This window comes from Pseudomonas sp. ACN8 (genome assembly GCF_002303925.1).
Classification (GTDB): Bacteria; Pseudomonadota; Gammaproteobacteria; order Pseudomonadales; family Pseudomonadaceae; genus Aquipseudomonas.
Window position 1 is genome coordinate 160,109 of the sequence record NZ_MRCS01000005.1, and the last position, 18,276, is coordinate 178,384.

Below are 18,276 nucleotides of genomic sequence, written 5' to 3' on the forward strand. Positions count from 1 at the left end.
CTCCCAATACAAGAGGCTGAGAAATGGATTGAGGCTACTGGCCTCTTCGCGAGCAGGCTCGCTCCTACAGGGGATTTGTGAACAACGCATACCCACTGTAGGAGCGAGCCTGCTCGCGATGGCGTCCATCCAGACAACACACATCCAGAGGTTGTTGTTATGCACTTCGACCTGACCGACCTGCGCCTGTACCTGAACATCCTCGACACCGGCAACATCACCGCCGGCGCCGCACGCAGTCATTTGTCCCTCGCGGCGGCCAGCGCGCGAATTCGCGCCATGGAGGCGTCGCTGGGCGTCGAGTTTCTACTGCGCAATCGCCGTGGAATCAGCCCGACGCCGGCCGGCAATGCCCTGGCGCGACACGCCCGGGTCCTGCTGCAACAGGCCGAACGCCTGCAACAGGAACTGGCCGAATACGCCCAGGGCGTCAAAGGCCAGGTGCGGCTGCTGTGCAACACCACGGCGATCACCGAGTACCTGCCGGAGCTGCTCGCGGACTTCCTGCACAGCCACCCCAACCTCGACATCGACCTGCAGGAACTGCCCAGCACCCGCATCACCCACGCCTTGCGCCAGGGCGCGGCGGACCTGGGCATCGTTTCCGACGCGGTGGACACCGATGACTTGCAGACACGACCGTTCCGCGATGATCCGCTGGTGCTGATCATGCCCCGCGAACACCCCTTGGCACAGGCGACCTCAGTGAACTTCACCGACACACTGCATCACGACTACGTAGGCCTGAATGCCAACAGCGCGTTGGCGGTGTACCTGGAAGAGCAGGCACTGCACGCCGGCCTGCGCATGCAGATTCGCATCCGCGCCGATGGCTTCGATGGCGTGATGCGCATGGTCGCCCGAGGGGCGGGGCTGGCAATCGTACCGCTGGCCGCGGTCGAACGCGGGTCAGGTGGACTGTCCTTCAAAAGCTGCGCCCTGCAAGAACCCTGGAGCCAACGCAAACTGTTGCTTTGTGCCCGGGACTTCGCCGCATTGCCCGGCTATGCCAAGGCTCTGCTGCACGCCTTGACTCTCCCCTGAGGGGCAGACTTTATCCTTGAGGTTTGAGCCTCAAGGACAGCGACGATGGGCAAACGAATACTGGTGATCCTCGGGCATCCGTCCAGCAACAGCTTCTGCGCCGCCCTCGCCGAGCGTTATACACAGTCGGCATTGCGCGCCGGGCATGAAGTGCGTCAGCTGTTTCTGGGCGCCATGGATTTTGATCCGGTGCTGCGTGAAGGTTATCGGCAGGTCCAGCCGCTGGAGGCCGATTTGCGTAACGCCCAGACCGACATCCTGTGGGCCGAACAACTGACGCTGGTCTATCCGATCTGGTGGGGTGGCGTACCGGCCTTGCTCAAGGGCTTTTTCGACCGGGTGTTCTTGCCGGGTTTTGCCTTCAAGTATCGCCAGGGCAAAGCCTTCCCCGACAAACTCCTGCGCGGCCGAACCGCCCACCTGCTGGTGACCATGGACACACCGCCCTGGTACTACCGATGGATCTACCGCATGCCCGGTTTGCATCAGGTCCGCAAAACCACCCTGGAATTCTGTGGCATCAAGCCAACCCGAACCCTCACCTTCGGGCCAATTCTCGGCGCCAGCGCAGACCGGCATGCGGCCTGGTTACGCCAAGCCGAAGCTATCGCCAGCGCTTGAGTCGGTCGATAATGCGCCGAGCTTTATCCTCGGAGAAAAGGACCTTCCCATGTACATCGGCCAAGCCGCGCAACGTTCCGGTACCACGGTCAAAAGCATCCGGCACTACGAGTCGATTGGCCTGCTGCCCGCCGCTCGCCGCCAGGGCAAGTACCGCATCTATGACCAGCACAGCGTCGACCTGCTGATGTTCATCAAATGTGCCCGGCAGCTGGGGTTCAGGCTCAAGGAACTGCAGTCGGTCTTCGCCGGACATCAGGGCCCGCAGTTGCCTTGGGAACAGGCACATCAGGTCATCGCCAGCAAAAAACAGGAAATCGCCGAGCGGATTGCGGCGTTGTCGCAACAGCACTCGCAATTGGTCGAGTTCGAGAACAGCCTCGAACACTCCAGGCGCGACTGCCCCCTGAACAGTCTTTGAGGGCCGTGCGTTTCTGGACAGCTCAGTGTCGAGCACAGACAACTGATAGATGGGCAGGCGCTATAGGGTGCGACTTCAGTTCTTGAGCCCACTGCCCGGAGTCATCATGACCGCACCGATTACCGTTCTTCGCGACACCCACCCGCTGCCCGTGCTCGATGCCTGCAAATGGGAAAAACTCGAAGGCGACCCGCACACCGTCAACCTCAATGCCTACACCAGCGAAGACGGCAGCAAGATCATGGGCACCTGGATCTGCACGCCGGGCAAGTGGTACGTGGAATACGTGAAGTGGGAGTACTGCCACTTCCAGGAAGGCTACTGCATCATCACCCCGGAAGGCATGGCGCCGATCCACCTGCGCGCCGGCGACATTTTCGTCATCGAGCCGGGGATGAAAGGCACCTGGGAAGTGGTGGAAACCGTGCGCAAATATTTCGTGTTTGCCTGATACAAAAAAACCGGGGGATCACCCGACGTGATCTCCCGGTAAATAGTTCTCTGCCACACGCAGAACCCTGTGGGAGCGAGCCTGCTCGCGATGGCGATGTATCAGGCAACATTGATGTTGTCTGACCCACCGCTATCGCGAGCAGGCTCGCTCCCACAGTTTTATTGCGGTTTGCGATAGCCATTGATGATCGCCGAGAAGTCCTTGCCACCCTCCCCACGCAAACTCATCGCCTGATACAACTGCTGGGCCACCGCGCCGAGTACCACCGGCTGGTGCGCCTGACGTGCCGCTTCGGTCGCCAGCCCCAGATCCTTGAGCATCAGTTCGGCCCCGAAGCCGCCGGTATAACCGCGCGATGCTGGCGCCGTTTCGACGATGCCCGGCCATGGGTTGTACATCTCCGAGCTCCAGCAACGCCCGGTTGAACTGTTGATGATGCCCGCCAGCACCTTGGTGTCGATGCCCAGGGCATCGCCCAGCGCCATGGCTTCGCTGACGCCGACCATGGAAATTCCCAACAACAGGTTGTTGCAGATTTTAGCGATTTGCCCGGTGCCGACCTCACCACAATGGACGATGTTGCGGCCCATTTGTGCCAGTACCGGTTGCAGAGTGGCGAACAGCTCGGGGGTGGCGCCGACCATGAAGGTCAGCGTCCCGGCGGCTGCACCACCGGTGCCGCCAGAGACCGGCGCATCGGCCATGGCCACGCCCTGTTTGGCGGCGGCGGCGGCTACGTCCCGCGCGGTCTGCGGATCGATGGTGCTGCAATCCACGGCCGGCACACCTTTGCCGATGCCGGCGAGCACGCCGTCTTCACCCAGCCACACACTGCGTACATGCACTGCGGCAGGCAGCATGGTGATCACCAGTTCGGCACCCTCTGCCGCTTCACGGGCCGATGCGCTGATGCTGCCGCCCAGTTGCTCCAGTTCCGCCAGCACGGTTTTGTTCAGGTCCACCAGGCGCAATGCATGGCCGGCCTTGATCAGGTTGCGCGCCATCGGCGCGCCCATGTTGCCCAGACCGATAAAAGCGATTTTCATGTCCGGCTCCTTAACGCAGGTTGATGGTGGTGTTCACACCGTCGTTGACGCTGTTGTCATCGAACCAGCGACTGGTGACGGTCTTGGTCTGAGTGTAGAACTGCACCACTTGCTTGCCGTACGGACCGAGGTCGCCGAGCTTGGAACCGCGCGAACCGGTGAAGCTGAAGAACGGGACCGGCACCGGAATCGGGATGTTGATGCCGACCTGGCCGACGTCGATTTCGTTCTGGAATTTACGTGCCGCCGCGCCGCTCTGGGTGAACAGGCCCGTGCCGTTGCCGAACGGGTTGGCGTTGACCAGGGCAATGGCCTCGTCGAGCGTGTTGACTTCCAGCACCACCAGCACCGGACCGAAGATTTCCTGGGTGTAGATCTGCATGTCGGTGGTCACGCCGGAGAACAGGGTCGGGCCGACAAAGTTGCCCTTCTCGTAACCGGGAACCGAGATCTCGCGACCGTCCAGCTCCAGTTTCGCGCCTTCCTTGATGCCGCTCTCGATCAGATCGAGAATCCGTGCCTTGGCCTTTTTCGAGATCACCGGGCCGACGTCGGTGCCCGGCTCGCTGCCGGCATTGACCTTGAGCTTCTGCGCCAGCGCCTTGAGATCCGGCAGCCACTGCTTGGCCGCGCCCACCAGCACCACCACAGAGGTGGCCATGCAGCGTTGACCGGCAGCGCCGAAACCGGCACCCACCAGCGCATTCAGCGCTTGTTCGCGATTGGCGTCCGGCAGCACCACGGCGTGGTTCTTCGCACCCATCATCGATTGCACGCGCTTGCCGTGTTTACCGGCCAGGTCGTAGACATGAGTACCGACGGCGGTTGAACCGACGAAGGAAACCGCCTTGATGTCCTTGTGGGTGCAAAGCCCGTCCACCACGTCCTTGCCGCCATGCACGACGTTGAGCACACCGGCCGGAATGCCCGCCTCAATCGCCAGTTCCACCAGCAGCATGGTCGACATCGGGTCCTGTTCGGACGGCTTGAGCACGAAGGTGTTGCCGCAGGCGATGGCCATCGGGAACATCCACAGCGGAATCATCGCCGGGAAGTTGAACGGGGTAATGCCGGCGCACACGCCGATGGGCTGGCGCAGGGTGTAGGTGTCGACGCCACCGGCGACGTTTTCAGCGAACTCACCCATTTGCAGACTGCCAATGGAGCAGGCGTGCTCGACCACTTCCAGGCCACGGAAAATGTCGCCTTCAGCGTCGGCAATGGTCTTGCCCTGCTCGGCGCTGAGGACTGCGGCGATGCGCTTGGAGTGTTCGCGAATCAGCGCCTGCAGCTTGAGCATGATGCGCATGCGGGCGCCGATCGGGGTCAGCTTCCAGGTCTGGAAAGCACGATGAGCAGCGCTGATGGCAGCATCGACTTCTTCGGCGGTGGCAAACGGCACTTTGGCCAGTACTTGCTGGGTCGCCGGGTTGATGATGTCGTGCCATTCGGTGGTCTTGGATTCGACCCACTCGCCGTCGATCAACAGTTTGACCTTTTGTACGGTGGTGTCGTTGGACGTGAGCGATACGTTCATGTGGGTCTCCGGATCTTTGCTTTTTTTATTGAGAGCTATCTTGGGAGCCGGGGCGAGATAGTCGCCCTGAGATGAGCCATGTGTCGCGAATTGGTTGTCGGACTGTTTTTGGAGTATAGATGTGCAAACATCTGATAAGAACGCACATAAAAACCGGTCCAACATGCAAAAAAACATCACCTCCCTCGGTTCGCTGAACTGGGATGACCTCAAGTTTTTCCTTGAAGTTGCCCGCACCCGCAAGGCAAGCACCGCGGCCAAGCGCCTGGCGGTCGACTACACCACGGTGTCGCGACGCATCAGTTCCCTGGAAACGGCGTTAGGCACATTGCTGTTCGAAAAGTCCCGGACCAACGGCTTTGTCCTGACCGCCGAAGGCCAGCGGTTGATGGGGTATGCCGAGTCGATCGAAAGTACCTTGCACATGGCGTGCGAGCAGGTTTCCGGGTCCGGCGTGGCACTGTCAGGGCATGTACGCATGGGCTGCACCGAAGGCTTCGGCAGCTTCTTCATCACGCCACAGCTGAGCCACTTCGTCGACACCTACCCGGCGATCTCGGTGGACATCCTGCCGCTGCCGCACTTCATCAGCCTGTCCAAGCGCGAGGCCGACATCGTCATCGCCCTGGAGCGCCCGGAGCATGGCCCGTACGTCTGCTGCAAACTGTGCGACTACCGATTGCAGCTGTACGCGACCCAGGATTATCTGGACAACCACCCGCCGATCCGCAAACCAGCCGATTTGGCCAAACATTCGTTTATCAGTTACGTCGACGACCTGGCGTTCAGCTCGGAGCTGCTGTACCTGGCCAACGTATTGCCCGGCGCCAGCGCCAACCTGCGTAGCACCAGCGTGATCGCGCAGTTCGTGGCGGCGCAGCAAGGACGCTCACTGGCGATCCTGCCGTGCTTCCTCGCCACTCAGGACCCGCGCCTGCTGCCGGTGTTGCCGCAGGAAATCAACATCACCCGACAGTTCTGGATGTACTGCCGGGAGGATCTGCGCAAGCTCAAGCGGATCACCCTGTTGTGGGACTACATCCGCCAGGTCACCGAGCAGAATCAGGGGCTGTTGATGGGGGAAAGTCGGGAGATGTTGTTTGCCGATTAGTCGGAGCTGACCACAATCGCCACCCGGCGATTTTCGGTGCGGCCACTGGATGTGCTGTTGCTGGCCACCGGCACGCTGCTGCCCAGGCCACGCAGCTGGATGTTTTCCTGTTTCATGCCGACGGTGTTGAGCACTTTGGCCACGCTTTTCGCCCGGCGCACGGACAGTTGCTCGTTGTAGGCCTCTTTGCCCGATGCGTCGGTGTGGCCATCGACCCGCACTCGATCGATTCCTACACCGAGCAGCGCCTTGCCGATGCGCTCGACGATTTCGGTGCTCTGTTTGTTCAGGCTGTCATCGTCGCTGCCGAACAACACCTTGCCGGACAAGCCGAAGGCCCAGCCATCGTCGGTCAGCTCGAAACCCTGCTGTTTCAGCACGGCGATTTGCGCCGGGGTCAGGCCTTTTGGCGGGGCGGTCTGGCAACCGGTCAGGCTCAGCAAGGCCACGAACAGTGTCATGGTGAAAAAACGCAGGGAACGCGGGTTGAATGTGAACACGTAAATCAGCTCCTGTTTTGAACATCGGCGGCAGGGTGCTCCGACCCTGCCGTGTACTGTGCGCCTCGGGACAGGCGCTTGGCCTGGTACATCGCGCCATCGGCGGCGTTGAGCAGGGCCCCCGGCGTTGCGCCATGATCCGGGTACACCGCGACGCCGATGCTGAGGGAGGTCAGTACCTGGGTACTGCCCGGCAATGGAATCGGTATGTCCATGCTGGCCAGAATCTTGTCGGCAATCCGTTCGGCGTCTTCGGTCTTGTGCAGCGGCGTCAGCAGCACGGCAAATTCATCGCCACCCAAGCGCGCCACCAGGTCGCCTTCGCGCAGTTGCGCCCGAACCCGATTGGCCACGGCCACCAGCACCGCATCACCCGCCGCATGGCCGAAACTGTCGTTGATCTCCTTGAAGCGATCGCTGTCGAGAAACAGCACCGCCACTCGCTCGCCAAGCTTGTTGGCGTTGCGCAGGGCGCGCATCAGGCGACCTTCGAAAAACGCCCGATTGGGCAACCCGGTGAGGCTGTCGTGGCTGGCCTGGTGAGCCAGGGATTCGTTTTCGCTTTGCAGGTGCGAGTGCCAGGCTTCGAGTTCATCGAGCAGGGCATTGAAGTCGTTGCCGAAGTCATCGAGTTCGGTAATGTCGGCAGGCGGTACGCGTTTGTCGAAGGTCCGATCACTGCGCGCGGCGTGGGCGACGGTGGCCAGGTTGCGCAGCGGCTTGATGATCCCGCGAAGTTGTCGGCGCGCCAAGAAGAGCGCAACCCAGGCACTGATGGCCGTGCACACCAGGATGCCCACCAGACCGCTGAGCAAAAAGCGCATCAGGTTGGCGCCGTGACCGGTGAGCCTGATGCTGCCGACTTCCCGCCCTTGGTGGGTGATCGGCATGCTCATGGGTTCTTCCAGAAACGCTTTGGCGATGTGCAATTCGAGATCGGACACCCAACCGGTTTCCGGTCGTTGCCAGCGGGCCAGCAACTGGCCCTGCTGGTCAAACACCTGGGCGTCGGCCACCTCTTCGTTGGCGGCAATCAACGCCAGCGCTTCGGTGGTGGCGGGTTTGTCGTTGAACACCACCGCGGCTTCCACGGTGTAGCTGATCGAGCGCGCGATCAGGTGCAGGTTGTGATCGGCGTACACGCGCAAGGCCAGCACGCCGAGCAACGTCAGTGAAACACTGGCCATGGCAACGCCCACCAGCGCAACGAGCAAATTGCCGCGACCGATGACCGAATGCAAAGTCGGGCGGCTTCCCGGTTTCAGTAGCTTCATGGCGCCGCCGGCTTGCGACGGGAGAGTTGCAACACGCTCGGATGAATGCGCACGCCGCTGCGGGCGACAGAGTCGAGATTGACCTCGAACGACACCTGCTCGTCGCTGACCCGCAAGCAAAACAGGCTGCCGACGGTGCATTGCTCATCGCTCTCACTGATGCTCAACACCGGATGTCCGATCAATGCGGCAAACAATCGGCTGCGTTCTACGCCAGTCAGCTTGCCGATATAAACCGCATCGCAGTCACTGACAATCGATGGGTTGTCGGCCAACAAACGTTGCACCGTGACAGGTCGACCCGTCGCCTGGGTCGTGCCCTTGACCAGGTCGTCGGTGTATTCGGTGGGGCCAACCAGGCACAAGCGCAGCAGCAAAGGCTCGACGGGCCAGCGGGCATAGCTGAGGATTCCGAGAACCACCTGGGTAACTGCTTTGGCGCGTTGGTCCGCCATGCCCACCGGGGCTTGCGATTGAGCGAAAGCGACGCTGGCCAGCAGACAGAGAAGGATGGCCAGCAGCGCTTTTTTACAGCCAACGACGCGCTCTGTCGTCCTGACAGCCACCTTCATGCAGGGATACTCTTGGATCGTAGCGAAATGATGCCGCAACGATAGCACAGCAACGAAATGCCAGCGAGGCCACGTACTACGTAGCCTCGGGCAATTTCCTACAACTGTTACTGACCTTTCAGCCTGCCGGCTCGCTGCCGTCCTTGAGCTCCAGCATCAGCCCGCTCAAGCGTTTGACCCGGCGTTTCACCGCCTCTTCAAACACGCCCGCACGAGACTCGATCAAGGTGAACCAGTCCTTGGCCCGGGTAATGCCGGTGTAGATCAGTTCCTTGGTGAGTACCGGATTCAAGGCATCGGGAAGAATCAACGCGGTATGCGCGAATTCCGAGCCCTGGGATTTATGCACGGTCATGGCGTACACGGTTTCGACATCATTCAGGCGACTGGGCAGGACAAATCGCACGCCACCCCGGCCATCATTGCGTGGGAATGCCACGCGCAAAACCTGTTTTCCGTGCCCTTCCTGTTCCGGGAGCTTGAGGGCAATGCCGATATCGCCGTTCATCAAACCCAGCCCGTAATCGTTGCGGGTCATCAGCACAGGGCGACCTTCGTACCACTGCTGGTCGCTGTCGATCAGGCGCGCCCTGAGCAATGCCTCCGTCACCCGCTGGTTCAAGCCCTCGACACCCCACGGCCCCTTGCGCACGGCACATAACAACTGGAACGCGTCGAAGGCCTGCAGCACTTGTCGAGCCCAATCAATCCAGCGCGAATCTTCCAGCGGGCTGTCCAGTGGCGGCCGCTGATTGCGCAGCACGCTCAGGTAATGTCGATAACCCTGCGGCCCCTCACCATGGCCATCTAGAAGCAAGCGCTCCAGGGCCCGATCCTGCTCCCCCTTGAGGGCCAGGCAATACACATCGTCATGGCTTCGCGCCGACAACAACTTGCGGGCTTCTTCGGGTTGCTGCTGGTTGACCCAGCGAGCCAGTTGGCCAATGCCGCTGCCTTCACCGAATCGCCGGGAATGACGCAACATCACGACCTGTTGAGCCAATGGATGAGTGCCCTGGGCGTCCTCCTGCAACCCGCTGGCCTGCAGGCTTTCGCCACTGACGGTTTCCAGCCACTGGCGGGTCTGCGGGCTGTACCAGCCAGCCTCCGCATCGCGACACAGGTCCCCCAAAACCGCACCTGCTTCTACCGACGCCAATTGGTCCTTGTCCCCCAACAGCACGAGGCGCGCATGGGCCGGCAAGGCATCGAGCAGGTTGGCCATCATTTCCAGGTCGATCATCGAGGCCTCGTCCACCACCAACACATCCAGCGGCAGGCGATTGCCGGCGTGATGGCGGAAATGACGAGTCCCGGGCCGGCTGCCGAGCAGGCGGTGAACGGTGGTGACGTCGGAGGGGATCTTTTCCCGAACGCCCTCTGTGACCTTCAAGGTCTGGACTTGCTGGCTGATGGATTCTGTCAGACGCGCCGCGGCCTTGCCGGTCGGTGCGGCGAGGCGAATGCGCAGGGGCATGCCGGCATCGACCGCTGGCGCCTGGAGCAATGCCAGCAAGCGCACGACGGTGGTGGTCTTGCCGGTTCCCGGCCCCCCCGTGACGATGCTGAAGGCGCTGCGCGTCGCCAGGGCGCAGGCCAGCTTCTGCCAGTCGATCACTTCACCCGGCCGGGCAGGGCCAAACAACCCGGTGAGGCGCTGGAGCAAGTCATTCGGCGTGGATTCGTGTTCCGTCAGGCGCTCGCGTAGCGAGAGGTCGATCCGCCGCTCGTACGCCCAATAGCGACGCAGGTACAAGCGTTTGCCCGATAGAACCAAAGGCCGGTCGCGCACGCTGTCACGACTGTCAGCGGCCAGTGCGACCAGATTGCTGGCGGCCAGCACCTTGCACCAATGAGCGCCGTCCAGCGATCCCAGCAGCTGCGAGGGCAACAGCATCGCGCCGCCCTGCACGTCACCTTCGGGTGGCAGCGACAGGGCGAAGTCCGGTTCTTTCAGCGTCTCGAACAGGTCGAGGCAGACATGCCCATGGCCCAACTGGTGGCTGGTCAGCGCAGCCGCCAGCAACACCAGTGGATCGTCTTCCGGTGCCAGTTCATGCAGAAACGCCACAAAAGCTTTGTCCAGCGCGCGCAACCAGCCACGCTCGACCCAACGCGAGAGCAACAACAGCAAGTCGTCGGCACGACTCAGTGGTGCCAGATCGGCCAGGCTTTCGGCGGCCAGCGATGTGGGCAGCAAATCGGCGAATGTGCGACTCATAACAGTACTCCCTGTTCCCAGGCGGGCTCGGCCTTGGGCTCTGGCTTGCCCTGGAACAGCCTGTCCAGACGCTCGATCAGTTCTCTTGGCGGCCGGGCGAAAAACACACCCTGGCTGGCCGCACGCGTGCCGCGCAAAAACAGGTACAACGCACCGCCTACATGCCGGTCGTAGTCGTAATCGGCGAGCCGTGCCTTGAGCTGGCGATGCAGGGCCAACAGGTACAACACGTATTGCAGGTCATAACGGTTGTCGAGAATCGATTGTTCCATGGCCTGCGCGGTGTAGGCCGCATCATCGACGCCGAGCCAGTTGGATTTGTAGTCAGCCACGTAATAGCGGCCGTCATGTTCGAACGTCAGGTCGATGAAGCCCTTGAACATGCCGTTGAGCAACACCGGTTCGGCGGCGACCCGTGCCACGCCGTTGTGAGTGTATTGGCACACCAGCGCATCGAGTTTGAGCACATCCACCTTATGGCTGGCGAACCAGAACTCCATCTCGACCTGATACTGCGTCAACTGGCCGAATATCACCGGTGCCTGACCGCCGCCCAGTTGCAGCGGCGACTTGAGCAGATGCTGCAACCAGTCACTCAAGGTGCTGATCCAACCCTCCCAGCCTCGACGGTTGCAGCGACGGGCAATGGCGTCGATCACCTCTTGTGGTGCCGCAGCAAAACCCTCGTCCCCCGCCCATTCGAGCAAGCCATGGAGGAAGGTGCCGGGGTTCGGGCCGCGCGGAAAGCGATGGATATCGCCGCCACCGGCCACCACTTCCCTAGGGGTCTGCGGGTCGAGGCGTTCGTCGTCGAACAGTTTTTGCGCCTGCGGGCTCTCCGGCGCCTCATCCGTGCCGACACTCAGGGTGTCGCCAATGCGCAGCGCGCTGTAGGAAGCGATCCACCAGTTTTCACTGGCCTTGCGTTTCGGAACCAGCGGAACCAACAGCGTCGCGTCGTTTTGCGGTGGCTGGTAATGCACTGTTGTCGCTTCAGGCATCTCGGCACAGGCCAGCGCCGGGCAGTCCTGTTGCAGGTCCCGCAACCAAAGCTGCAACGCCGGGGAGTCGGCCAATGGCGCACCGCCGCCCAGCAGATAACCCAATGCCGACAGATGCAGCACCGAGCCATTGTTGTTGCCGCGCTTGAGGTCGGCCACTCCCAGCCAGCAGGCGTGTTGCGCCCGGGTCAGGGCGACATAGAGCAAGCGCAGATCCTCGGCCAGACGCTCATCGTCAGCCAGGGCAATCAACTCTGCCGTCGGCTTCAAGGTGACCTGGGCATTGCCGGATTCATCGTGGTAGTGCAGCGGCAGGCGGCTGCCATCCACCGGTTTCGCCGAGCAAATGAACGGCAGGAACACCAAGGGATATTCAAGGCCCTTGGACTTGTGAATGGTCACGACCTTGACCAATTGCTCATCACTTTCCAGACGCAGGATCTGCTCTTCGCCAGCCTGCCCGGACAACGCCAGATGCTCGGACAAATGCCGGATCAGGGCTTGTTCGCCATCAAGTTCGGCGGCGGCTTGTTGCAGCAGTTCGAAAAGGTGCAGAAGGTTGGTCAAGACGCGCTCGCCGTCACTGCGGGCGATCAACGCCTGGGGCAAACGGAAGTCGTGCAGCAGGCGGCGCAGCATCGGCAGTACGCCCTGTTTGCGCCAGACTTCGCGATAGCCACGGAACTGCATGACCCGGGATTCCCAGGCCAACTCGTCCTGATTCAGACGCTCAAGTTCCGTCAATGACAGGTTCAACGTGATGCTGGCCAACGCGGCCCGCAACGGACGCTCGACATCTGGCTCGGCGCAGGCCTTGAGCCAGGTCAGTACGTCATGCGCCTCCTGGGCGGCGAACACCGAGTCCTTGTCCGACAGGTAAACACTGCGCACGCCACGGGCGGCCAATTGCGCACGAACCGCCTGCGCCTCCTTGCCGTCGCGTACCAGGATGGCGATGTCCGCCGGCAGCAGGCCTCTGAAGGCTTTGCCGTCCTGGGTGAACCCCGCTTGCCCCTGCTGCCCGCCATTGAGCAATGCCGTGATTTCACTGGCGCAGGCAGCCGCCAGATGTTGCCGGTACACCGCACCGGACAACGCTTGTTCGGCCGGCAAGTGCCAGATGTTCAAGGCCGGGATTGCCTGGTCATTGATGCGCAAGACTTCTTTGCGACCCTGGGAGGCCACTGGCGTGAACGGCACCGGGTTGTCGCCACTCTTCTGCCGAAAGAGGAAAGCGCCGCGCCCTGACTCCCGGGCTTCGGCGCGCTCGAACACATGGTTCACTGCGTTGACCATGCCGTGGCTCGAGCGGAAGTTGGTGCCCAGGGTGTGCAAGCGGCCGGTGGTGGCCTGGCGGGCGCGCAGGTAGGTATGGATGTCGGCACCGCGAAAAGCGTAGATCGCCTGTTTCGGATCGCCGATCAGGAACAGACCGCACTCGGGGCTGTTCTCTTCAATGCGGTAGATGCTCTCGAAGATCCGGTATTGCACCGGGTCGGTGTCCTGGAACTCATCGATCAGGGCGACCGGAAACTGTTCACGGATCAGGGTTGCCAGCCGCTCGCCGCCATCGGATTGCAAGGCTGCATCAAGGCGCAGCAACATGTCGTCGAAACCCATTTCCGCGCGGCGGCGTTTCTCTTCCTCGAATCGCGCCCCGACCCAGCGGGCCGCATGTTGCAGTACGGCGGCATCAGGCGTTGGCAACCCATCGAGACAGACCTTGAGGCCGGCCATCGCATCGAGCCCCGGATGTCGAGGCGCCTCACCTTTCCAGGCTTCAGCCATGCCATCCGGGGTCAGGCGAGTGAAGCCGGTGCCGATATCCAGTTGCTCAAGGGATTCGTCCTCGGCCCAGGCTTTGATCTTTTCAAACCAGGCCTCGAAATAGCGTGCCTGCATCTTGCGACCGTCGACAGCCTTGGTCGCAACGCCCTGGTGACAGATGACAAGCAACTCGTCCGCCCACTGCAGCCAGGGCTTCTTGAGCTCGATCAGCGCCGCCCGTCGCTCTTGCAGGCATTGCGAAATCACTTCGGCGGGTTCCTTCCCTTCATTCGTATCCCGCTCGCTGGCGAACAGCGCACGAATCCGCGGCAGCAGCGCCGCCGGCCCTCCCCAATTGCTGCGCACCCAATTCAAGGCGTCACCTTGCATCGGGTAACAGAACAGCCGCCAGTAATCGCGCAGGACTTCCCCCAGCAAGTCGCTGTGGTCGGTTTCCAGGGTCTGGGTAAACAGGCTGCCGCTGTCGAACGCGTGCTCGCGCAACATGCGCTGGCACCAACTGTGAATGGTCGACACCGCTGCCTCGTCCATCCACTGGGCGGCGATATCCAGGCGGTTTGCGCAGCCGGGCCATTGCTCGGGCAAGTACTGACCACGCAACTCGGCAATCAGGCTGTCGGGGGCCGGGGTTTCATCGCGGAAATAGCGTGCGGCCTCGGCGAGCCGTGTGCGGATGCGTTCGCGCAGCTCTTTGGTCGCGGCGTCGGTGAACGTCACGACGAGGATCTGCGGCGGCAACAGCTCACGTCCGAAGCCACTGTCCTCCCCGCCGTTGCCAAGCACCAGACGCAGGTACAACGCGGAAATGGTGAACGTCTTGCCGGTCCCGGCGCTGGCTTCGATCAGTTGACTGCCGCGCAGCGGGAATGCCAGGGCCAGAGGTGTCTTCGTGCTCATCAGCGCGACTCCTCGCTGGACAGTGAACGCCAGGGAGCTTCAAGAAGCGGGCGATAGAGCGCGTCACACCACTGGGGGAACGTCTCGTCGGCGATCAAGGCATCGTAATCGGCGAATTGGCGAGCGAGTGCCGGGCTTTCGCGACGCTCTCCGTCCGTCGTCTGCCCATCCCCTTCATAGGCCTTGCGCGCAGCGGCCTCGGCTTTGACCGGGTCGGTTTGCCCCAGCCACGCGAAGGCTGTCTTGACTGCGATCGGCAGAGGCTGGCGCATCCCCGACTGCCAGGCCATCAACAGGTCAGCGAGAATTTTCCGCGCCGTGGACTGCTCCAGCGGACCGAGCAACAGGCTGTCGTCGCTGGCCACCAATGCGGTGGTCAGCGCCATGCCACTGGCACAAGCCATCAGATGATTGACCCACGGGCGTGTCAGACGATGCCATTTGCGCGACTTGATCGAGCCGATACTGTTGGGGATCGTTGTGACAGACAACAAACCACCATCAGCACGCTGATGCAGGCCGCTGAGCCAGCCCTCGATGTGCAGGCCCTGCAACTCAATACTGACGGGCAACGCGCTGCTGAGCGGTGTTGGCCACAACGCCAGGAGCTGTTGGTGGCGTTGCAGCAAGTCAGGCAATGGCTCGATCAACTCCCGTTGCAGGCACTCACCGAATCCGGCCATGGGCAGCAGCCCGCTGTTCTGCAACCGTTTCGCCTGATCTTCCAGTGCCTGTCCGGTATTTGCCGGAGCCGCCAACGCCGCTTCGAGCAAACGGTCGCTGAGGCTGTAACGCTGCAACGCATCCAGGACAAAGGGCTCTTCATCGGCCAACGGCACTTCAGCCGCCTCGAAGAAGACCTTCAGTCGCTGGCTGAAAAAGTGCCGTACCGGATTGCGCAGGAAATCCTGCACCTGACCGAGACTCAGTGGTTCGTCCTGAACGTGGGGCGCGAGCACTTCGGTGCTTGGCTGCTGCTCTGCCGCCTGATGAAGCACCTGCCATTCGCTGGCGTAGCTGAACGACTCATCCCCGTCGTGAAAGTAGCGAGCGCTGAAGGGTTGCAACGGATGTTCCCGGGTCATGGCTTCCAGCAGATCCTCGTCGCCTTGCAGCAATCGCCAACCACTGGCCAGGTGATCACGCAACTGGCCAATCAGCACCGAGGCAGGCCGCTCGCTGTTATCGCGGATGCTGCGGCCCACCCAACTGATGTAGAGCTGGTCCCTTGCCGACAGCAAGGCTTCCAGTAGCAGGTAGCGATCGTCTTCGCGCCGGGAGCGGTCACCCGGACGGTAATCACTGCCCATCAGGTCGAAATCCAGCGGCGGCTGCGCGCGCGGATAATCGCCGTCATTCATGCCCAACAGGCACACCAGTTTGAACGGGATGGCGCGCATGGGCATCAAGGTGCAGAAGTTGACCGCTCCGGCCAGAAAACGCTGGGAGAGACGGCCCTGATCCAGACCTGCAAGCCAGGCTTCACGGACGACGGTCAGCGGCAACTCGTCCTGCAACCCGACGGATTCGCAGGTCTCGAGCCAGGTCTCACGCAGCTCTTCGAGCTGGGCCAGCAAGTAGTCATCGTGTTCGTTACCGGCAAGGAAGAACAACTGCACCAACGCCTGCAAGCGCAAGCCCCATTGCCCCGGCGATGCAGGCTGAGAGAGTTCGTGATGAGCCACTTCCAGCGCGTCGAGCAAGGCAACCAGCGGACCGATGAGCGCAGCGTCCAGACCACCGATCTCGTCGTAGGGTTCGATGCCCTCATAAGCATCGGCGCTGCCAACGGCATAACCGAGCAACATCCGTCGCAAGCCGAAACGCCAGCTGTTTTGCTCCAGCTCTTTGGGCAGCCCGAGCCCGGCACGTTGCTCGGCATTCATGCCCCAGCGAATGCCGGCACCTTCGATCCAGCGGTGCAGCGTCGGCAGGTCACGCTCCTCGACAGCAAAACGGGCGCGCAGTGCGGGGACGTCCAGCAGATCGAGAATCTCACTGACGGGGAATCGGCTGTCAGGCAGCTTGAGCAGGTGCTCGACCGCAATCAGCAATGGATCACGACCACGCTGGCCCTGGTCAGCCAGGGTAAACGGAATGAAGCGCGGGTCCTGGCGGTCAAGCTGGCCAAAAACGGCACGAATATGCGGTGCATAGCTATCGATGTCCGGGACCATCACGATGATGTCCCTGGGTCGCAGTGTCGGATCGGCACTGAAGCGCGCGAGCAGTTGATCGTGGAGGATCTCGACTTCTCGCTGGGCGCTATGGGCGATGTGAAAACGGATCGATTCGTCCGTCTGTAGATCGATGGCCGGCCAGCGTTCCCGAGTCTCGTTGAGGGGCCGCAGTTCGAGGATGTCGTCCTGCAACTGGTTGAGCACGTTCAGCGGCTGACCGTCATTGAACAGGTCGATGCGTCCGTCGCGGAATGCCGAACGATAGCTGCTGGGATCGTCATAACTGTCGAGCAGGTTGATGTAGTCCCGCCCCTGCTTGCCCCAGGCAGCCAGCAGCGGGTGGGCATGCTGGTGCAGGGTTTGCGGATCGATCACTACCGGCGTGCCGCTCTTGCGAGCTTGACGCTTGTATTGATGCCGCAACAGGTCTTTATCGGCGACGATGTCCGCCCAATGGTGACGACACGGGTTGTGTACACACAGCAGGACCTGGCTGAACCGTGCCAGTCCCGCCAGTGCTTCCAGGGCTTGGGCAGGCAGGGAAGAAATCCCGAAAACGATCACTCGCGAGGGTAATCCCTTGGGAGCTGTTTCGAGGTTATTGATGCGTTCGACAAATCGCTGATGGACGCCGGCACGACTTTGCGCCATGCCTTCTTCTCCCACATCCAGCAAGAGTGCGCGCCATAACTCTGCCTGCCAGCAATTGGCCGGGGTCAGGGGTTTGGCTTCGCCCCTGGCAGTTCTGGTTTGATGGCGACCTTGCGCCCAGTCTTCGAGCCAGTCAGCTCGATACACCTGATATTGGTCGAACAGATCCGCCAGACGCTCAGCCAGTTGATAGCGTTTGCGCAGGTCGGTGTCATGGGTCAGGAAACGTTGCAGAGGCTCGAAGTACGGCTGATTGATCAGTTGCGGCAGCAGGCGCATCAGGCGCCAGGTCAGCGGGGCTTTATCGAGCAGGGACTTGACCGGAATTTCGTCGCGGCCAAGGACCATGCGATAGAGCTGCCACATGAAGCTGCCGGGCAACTGCACATCGATGGCGGCAGCGATGCCGCAGCCTCCCATATCGTCTTCTTCAGAATCTTCCGCCAGTGCCAGCTTCAGCCATTGGGCAATGCCATTGCTTTGCACCAAGGCGATTTCATTCTCCAGGGGAGCGAGCGGGTAGCGCCGCATCCAGCTGACCACCAGGCTGCGCAATTCGTCCAGGCGGTTGCCGTGAACCACCATAAAACCAGCACTGAGGGACGTCGCGTCCGGCATAAAGGCTTCCTTGGAAAACGCAAATCGAGGGACGACTTTAGCATTTGTAGGAGCGAGCTCGCTCGCGAAGAACGCCAGGACACCGCGTGGCCCCAGGCAGTTAGCGTCATCGTTGACGACCTTCGCGAGCAGGCTCGCTCCTACAGGGCACAGTGTTCGAGGTGTAAATAGGCCAAAAAACAAAACCCCAACTGCTTTCGCAATTGGGGTTTCGGAATTTAATCTTGACGATGACCTACTCTCACATGGGGAAACCCCACACTACCATCGGCGATGCATCGTTTCACTGCTGAGTTCGGGATGGGATCAGGTGGTTCCAACGCTCTATGGTCGTCAAGAA

General features: G+C 61.6%; 13 protein-coding genes and 1 rRNA gene. 5 read left to right on the forward strand and 9 right to left on the reverse strand.

What is annotated here, in order from left to right; translation table 11 throughout:
* Positions 1 to 159: 159 nt before the first annotated feature.
* The 4 genes from BSF44_RS04645 to BSF44_RS04660 all read left to right on the forward strand — a co-directional run bounded on the left by BSF44_RS04645 (position 160) and on the right by BSF44_RS04660 (position 2,537).
* Entirely contained in the window at positions 160 to 1,044 is an 885-nt protein-coding gene (locus BSF44_RS04645; RefSeq protein WP_095942479.1) for a LysR family transcriptional regulator, read from the forward strand.
* Between the two features lie 45 nt (positions 1,045 to 1,089).
* A complete protein-coding gene (locus tag BSF44_RS04650; protein WP_095942480.1) occupies positions 1,090 to 1,665 on the forward strand; it encodes an NAD(P)H-dependent oxidoreductase in 576 nt (191 codons plus the stop codon).
* Positions 1,666 to 1,714: 49 nt separating this feature from the next.
* Complete coding sequence (locus BSF44_RS04655) at positions 1,715 to 2,086, forward strand: MerR family transcriptional regulator (RefSeq protein ID WP_095942481.1); 372 nt, start codon at positions 1,715 to 1,717, stop codon at positions 2,084 to 2,086.
* A gap of 106 nt (positions 2,087 to 2,192) precedes the next feature.
* Positions 2,193 to 2,537 (forward strand): cupin domain-containing protein, encoded by a 345-nt coding sequence (locus tag BSF44_RS04660; protein ID WP_007900627.1) that lies wholly within the window; start codon positions 2,193 to 2,195, stop codon positions 2,535 to 2,537.
* A 161-nt stretch (positions 2,538 to 2,698) separates the two neighbouring features.
* Here BSF44_RS04660 and mmsB read toward each other — a convergent pair whose 3' ends face one another.
* Complete coding sequence (gene mmsB, locus BSF44_RS04665; RefSeq protein WP_095942482.1) at positions 2,699 to 3,586, reverse strand: 3-hydroxyisobutyrate dehydrogenase; 888 nt, start codon at positions 3,584 to 3,586, stop codon at positions 2,699 to 2,701.
* Positions 3,587 to 3,596: 10 nt separating this feature from the next.
* A complete protein-coding gene (locus tag BSF44_RS04670) occupies positions 3,597 to 5,123 on the reverse strand; it encodes a CoA-acylating methylmalonate-semialdehyde dehydrogenase (protein WP_095942483.1) in 1,527 nt (508 codons plus the stop codon).
* 163 nt (positions 5,124 to 5,286) lie between these two features.
* On the opposite strand from BSF44_RS04670, the gene BSF44_RS04675 reads away from it, so the two are divergent.
* On the forward strand, positions 5,287 to 6,234 hold the full coding sequence (locus BSF44_RS04675) for a LysR family transcriptional regulator (protein WP_095942484.1): 948 nt from the start codon (positions 5,287 to 5,289) through the stop codon (positions 6,232 to 6,234).
* Here BSF44_RS04675 and BSF44_RS04680 read toward each other — a convergent pair.
* The 7 genes from BSF44_RS04680 to rrf all read right to left on the reverse strand — a co-directional run bounded on the left by BSF44_RS04680 (position 6,231) and on the right by rrf (position 18,274).
* The gene (locus BSF44_RS04680; protein ID WP_095942490.1) at positions 6,231 to 6,695 is read right to left on the reverse strand and encodes an OmpA family protein; all 465 of its coding nucleotides are present in this window, start codon (positions 6,693 to 6,695) and stop codon (positions 6,231 to 6,233) included. The genes BSF44_RS04675 and BSF44_RS04680 overlap by 4 nt on opposite strands.
* A gap of 44 nt (positions 6,696 to 6,739) precedes the next feature.
* Positions 6,740 to 8,008 carry a diguanylate cyclase domain-containing protein gene (locus BSF44_RS04685; RefSeq protein WP_095942485.1) on the reverse strand — a complete coding sequence of 423 codons (1,269 nt, stop codon included), beginning with the start codon at positions 8,006 to 8,008 and terminating at the stop codon, positions 6,740 to 6,742.
* Positions 8,005 to 8,580: a YfiR family protein gene (locus BSF44_RS04690; RefSeq protein WP_095942486.1), complete on the reverse strand. Its 576-nt coding sequence runs from the start codon at positions 8,578 to 8,580 to the stop codon at positions 8,005 to 8,007. The genes BSF44_RS04685 and BSF44_RS04690 overlap by 4 nt, the downstream gene beginning before the upstream one ends.
* 118 nt (positions 8,581 to 8,698) lie before the next feature.
* Positions 8,699 to 10,801 (reverse strand): exodeoxyribonuclease V subunit alpha, encoded by a 2,103-nt coding sequence (recD, locus tag BSF44_RS04695; protein ID WP_095942487.1) that lies wholly within the window; start codon positions 10,799 to 10,801, stop codon positions 8,699 to 8,701.
* Complete coding sequence (gene recB / locus BSF44_RS04700; RefSeq protein ID WP_095942488.1) at positions 10,798 to 14,487, reverse strand: exodeoxyribonuclease V subunit beta; 3,690 nt, start codon at positions 14,485 to 14,487, stop codon at positions 10,798 to 10,800. The genes recD and recB overlap by 4 nt, the downstream gene beginning before the upstream one ends.
* Positions 14,487 to 17,936, reverse strand: coding sequence for an exodeoxyribonuclease V subunit gamma (gene recC, locus BSF44_RS04705; RefSeq protein WP_095942489.1), 3,450 nt, complete (start codon positions 17,934 to 17,936; stop codon positions 14,487 to 14,489). The genes recB and recC overlap by 1 nt, the downstream gene beginning before the upstream one ends.
* A 222-nt stretch (positions 17,937 to 18,158) precedes the next feature.
* Positions 18,159 to 18,274: ribosomal RNA gene (gene rrf, locus BSF44_RS04710) — 5S ribosomal RNA — on the reverse strand.
* Positions 18,275 to 18,276 lie beyond the last annotated feature (2 nt).